Source organism: Thermodesulfobacteriota bacterium, from assembly GCA_036397855.1.
Classification (GTDB): Bacteria; Desulfobacterota_D; UBA1144; order Nemesobacterales; family CSP1-2; genus DASWID01.
Map to the genome: position 1 here is coordinate 1 of DASWID010000050.1, position 4,935 is coordinate 4,935.

Here is a 4,935-nt window from a genome sequence, read left to right on the forward strand (position 1 = left end):
TTGCCACTACTACAGTTCCATCAACTACCGTTGCGAGCATAAGAGAGTCAGAGAACCCAAGAGTAGGAGAACTATCTAATACTATGTAGTCAAATTTCTCACTTGAGTACTGCAGAAGTCGTTTTAACTGATTGGAGTGTAAAAGCTCGGACACGTCGCGTGGTCTTTCCGAACCGCCCGGAAGAATGGAAAGTTTAGGAATATCTGTCGGATGGACCGCATCAATAAGTTCGCACTTAGAAAGAAGATAATTTCCGATACCACACGTGCCATTCTTAATACCAAATTTTCTACCCAAACTCGGATGTCGAAAATCACCATCTATTAAGAGTACCTGTTTTCCTCCATTAGCGAAGGAAATCGCTAGATTGGTTGCCAAAGTAGTCTTCCCTTCCCCTGGCCAGGAACTCGTAATTAACAAGGAACGCAGGTGATTATCTGGTGAGGAAAGCAATATAGAGGTACGAATGCTCCGGATAGATTCAGAGAACGGAGATATTGGCTCAGCCAAATATAGCATTTCTGAAGGAACCTCCAATTTATTGGCGGGCTTATGATTTTTAAGCTTAAAGATAGTACCAAGAACTGGTAAACGCATCCTTTCTCGAATCTCATCTGGAGTCTTTATTGTTCTATCAAAGAACTCGCGTAAAAAGGCGATTCCCACTGCACCTATCAGTCCCACAACGAAAGCAAGTATGAGATTGCGAGGGATGTTGGGTTTAAAAGGAGCTAACGGAACCGATGCATGGTCGACGACTTGAATACCACTTGATTTTATGCCTTCGGTAACATCAGTTTCCTTCAGTCGCTGCAACAATGATTCATAAATGGACTGATTGCTTTGAACTTCTCTTTGAAGATTCTTATATTGAATGGTCTTATCATTGAGTGCCATAGCCAGTTTCTCCTGTTTCTCCACGCGCGTTGTAAGAAGTTCCTCTTTGTGAGCCGCGGTCTTATAATCCGTTTCAATGGCCTCGACCTTGCTTTTTATTTCCTCATTCAAGCGTCCACGGACCCCTTCAATCTTTGCTTGAAGCTTTTTAAGGGGCGGGTATTCAGACTTATAAAATGAACTAAGATCGCTATACTGGACCATAAGGTCATTATATTCACCTTTGAGCTTCTGAATAAGTGGGTCGTTAACGACTTCGAAAAACGAGTCATAATTCCCAGATGCTACAGATTTATAAATAGATTCTTTTACCACTGTGTCCGCTGTGGTCTGTGCCAATGAATTGTTTAGTGATTGGAGCGTACCATATATCTGATTCATATTTTGGTCAAGAGCAACTATATTATTTTCCTTCATGTATTGATGAAACGCCTTCTCAGATAGCGCTAGATCGCCTTCAACGTCGTCGAGTTGCTCTTGCAAAAATTTGCTCGCATCACGGGTAGCTTGGACTACACGATCATGGCTCCATTCAATATATGTATCCGCCATCGCGTCCGCCATCTTTGCCGCAAATTCGGAACTATAAGCTTCAAAATCAATTGTTAAGATTCGGGAATCTTTAGAGGGTGTTACTGTTACTCTTGACAGAAACTTATTAATTACCCTATCTTTTTTAACCTTTTCGCGATCAGTTTTTCCCACAAAGTTGTTCTTGCCTGTGTTTTGCTTAGTTACATCTTTATGAAGCCGCTCCTTAATAGGTCCGGCGACCGTATTAACCGCCCTCATCACATACGACATAACAATTGAAAGAGGATTAAGATTTGGTTCAGAGATATAGAAATCAGGGTGATCCCAGAGGTCATATTTACTGAGGACCGCTTCTGCCATTGCACGGCTAGCAATGAGATCTCTCTGTGTGTTAAAAAATTCTGGGTCCCTCGTTGTGATTTCCATCACATCTTGAAATCCCACTATCTGAGGTTTTTGAAGAGCAATTTCCACCGTGGATCTAGCTAAATACATAGGCTTTGTCAAGAGAGAAACAATAAGTGCCGAAGATAGTACTAACAGGATCAAAATAAACCCGATCTTCTTATGCTTCCATATGATATGCAAATAGGTATGAGGGTCTATTTGTTCTTCGTCATTAGTTGAGCGCAGAATTTCTATATTTTCTACATATTGCTTAGGAGCTCTATTTCCATAAGCAACAATATCTTTTCCTTTTTCGTTTTGTTCCATCGAATACGTCTCTAACAATGAAATATTGTAATTAAGGCCTTAAAAATACTACTGAGGTACATCTGGTACGCCACTAGAAACATTAAATGGGAAGGGCCAGAAATTGAGTCCCATCCTAAACTGTTGTAAAAATGCTACTATTGCATGTTGACCAACTATAACTATATCTCGATCCTGAAGAGGGATGTCTTGTTCAGCGCCACTTTCAATAGCCTTAAGATCAACCGGTATGATATCTTGCCGGCCATTTTCATATCTTACGAGTCTCACGTTTTTAGCACCAGATCTTAATCCCCCAGAAATCTGTATAGCCTGACTAAAAGTAACTCCAGGAGTAATCGGGAATTGGCCAGGCCTTCGCACGGCTCCATTCACATAGTAAACGCCTGCCTCAGGAACATAGATTGTATCCCCAACCTGTATTGGCAGTTCTAATAACTCCAAATTGCCTTTATCGACCTCTTCGAGATCAATTTCAATCAGTTTGTCCTCTCCTCCTCTAGCTAAGTATATAAACTCGCTGGCCGTATCTGAAAGTCCGCCCGCCAAGGCAAGTGCGTCAATCAAGCGTCCCTTTTTTAATAGCTCGAAATTTCCAGGATTCCTAACCGCCCCAAGCACAGCTACGTGTTTACTCCTGTATTCTTTAATAAAAACATTTACATGAGGGTCTCTTATGTATTTTTCGCCAAGAAGACCTTCAATTTTTTCTTCAGCTTGAGAGGTACTGAGTCCGCCAACTTCAACTTCGCCTAACAGCGGATATGAAACCATACCGAATGAATTTACCCTTACCTGATCATTCAAATCATCAGAACCATATACTGCGACCTCCAAAAGATCCCCCGGACCAATTAAATAATCATCTGTCACTGATTTTGAAGATGGGGCGGTGCCACTTTTGAATGATTTACTTGTTATTTTTTCATTTAAGTTTTCTATATCTTTATTCGTAGTGCGTACGCTTGGATTATTTTTGGGGGGATCTGGAATCGTGGATCCTGGAGCCGCGCTTATGCAACCCGTCATAACTAAAACCGACAAAAACGATAGCATTAATGAATGTCTCATGATATCTAACGGATAACGCCCCTTGCTTTAAGAGCAAACTTCCCTTCTTAACATAATGATAGAAGCTCTACAATATTTTTAAACTAGACTTTGGACTCTATTTAATATAGACAAGAGTTATAATTTGGATTTATATTTAAAACCTTCGACTTATACCGGAGTGAGATGTACTTGTTACCTCTTTTCAAACCTAATCCAAGAATATTTAAAAAGCACTCGAAAAAGTTGTAAGAAAACGTATAGTGGCATTAATTTGCGCCCCTGATATTTACTTAAAATAGAACTATTAAAAGTTTCTCTGATGCTAATTGCAAATGTAATAAAAATATTTCCCCGCCTCGCATCTTGTAGAAGTTTTTTTAAAAACGATACGATGATTCCAAGAGGGATAAAATTTCGAGTCTGATCTGCCACGAAGACATATCTAGAAATTAGACTTTTTAAAACTTTATCTTCAATATATCCGGTCGACTTATTCTCTTGCAAATAACCCAGTACTTCATCAGGAATTTCAGTACTTAATAATTCCTTTACTATCCAAAGGGTATAGTACATGTAGTTTATAATTCTATATTCTTTTGATTCGCTTAGTATTTGATCCCAGTTCAAATTTGTTTTGCATTGTTTAATAATCTCTGAAATATCAGATAGACCCCGAAGTTTCCCCAAAAATGTATCTGTGAGAGATACATGTAGGCATAGATGTAACAGCATATCTTCGGGAGATAGAGTCAATGTATTTACGCCAGCTATAACCATCCTGTCTGCCCTTTTCCAAACTCTTGAGAGGTCAATTGAATGAGGCTTTGAATTTGGAATAAAATTATGATGAATCTCTACTTGGACTAGCTTATCTTCTGATAAATAAGGAACAAGATGGTGATGATTATCTCTGAAATGGGTCTCGGAAGGGATACTATCTAATCTTGGACTATAACGTAGCTTCTTTATAATTTCTTCCGATAGTCTTAAGTGCTCTTTTCTGACCAATATATCAATATCAACCATCTTTCTTACGCCTCTATCCTGGTAAAAAAGTTCTGCCAGAGCTGCTCCCTTAAGCACTGCTATAGGAATTTCGGCCGCATTGAAGGCAGTAAGCACATTATTTAGCTCTTCGAAAAAAAGTTTGTTTTTAACAGTATTTAGGTAGTATTTTTTCTTCAACTCTTCCACAATGTGTCCAGGCATAACTTCAAGAACCTCCGGATAGTTCTTGCCCAGAGTCTTAAGGTTGAAATATACTATCGGAGCCAAATCAAGTTCAATTGATTTTGACACGATATAGTCCCAGGCAGGTTTTCGACCTATGATATTTACTGCTTCTTCCCTCTCCTCTGAACTAATTTCATTTTTTAAGAGGAGCACTATGAACCTATTTTCTTTTTCATTCATTGACTTAGGTTTTAGAATGTCCGTTAAGAATGAATAACCCTGCAGTAGGCCACAAAGTATCAGCACATAAACAAATAGTTTCTTGAGTCATTGCAGTAAATGTCTCGTAATTCGAGGACAGTCTCCAAAAAATAATGAATTTTCTCGAAATTACTCATATGTCATCCTCGAATGTTTTAGTCGGGGATCCATCGTTTAATTTTTTATTTTCTTTGTCTTGATACAAAGAAGCACTCCTTCGCCCCTTCGATAAGACTCAGACTAGGCTCTACGCAAAAATTCACTAAAATCCACCTTAATCCTCCTTTAGAAAAGGAGGAAAT

3 protein-coding genes are annotated in these 4,935 nt (G+C 39.0%); all 3 read right to left on the reverse strand.

Annotation, left to right across the window (positions count from 1 at the left end; genetic code table 11):
- The coding region (locus VGA95_03915) for a polysaccharide biosynthesis tyrosine autokinase (GenBank protein ID HEX9665686.1) at positions 1 to 2,146 on the reverse strand (2,146 nt) is incomplete at its 3' end.
- A gap of 48 nt (positions 2,147 to 2,194) precedes the next feature.
- Complete coding sequence (locus VGA95_03920) at positions 2,195 to 3,175, reverse strand: polysaccharide biosynthesis/export family protein (GenBank protein HEX9665687.1); 981 nt, start codon at positions 3,173 to 3,175, stop codon at positions 2,195 to 2,197.
- Between the two features lie 216 nt (positions 3,176 to 3,391).
- Positions 3,392 to 4,612: a nucleotidyltransferase family protein gene (locus VGA95_03925; GenBank protein ID HEX9665688.1), complete on the reverse strand. Its 1,221-nt coding sequence runs from the start codon at positions 4,610 to 4,612 to the stop codon at positions 3,392 to 3,394.
- Positions 4,613 to 4,935 lie beyond the last annotated feature (323 nt).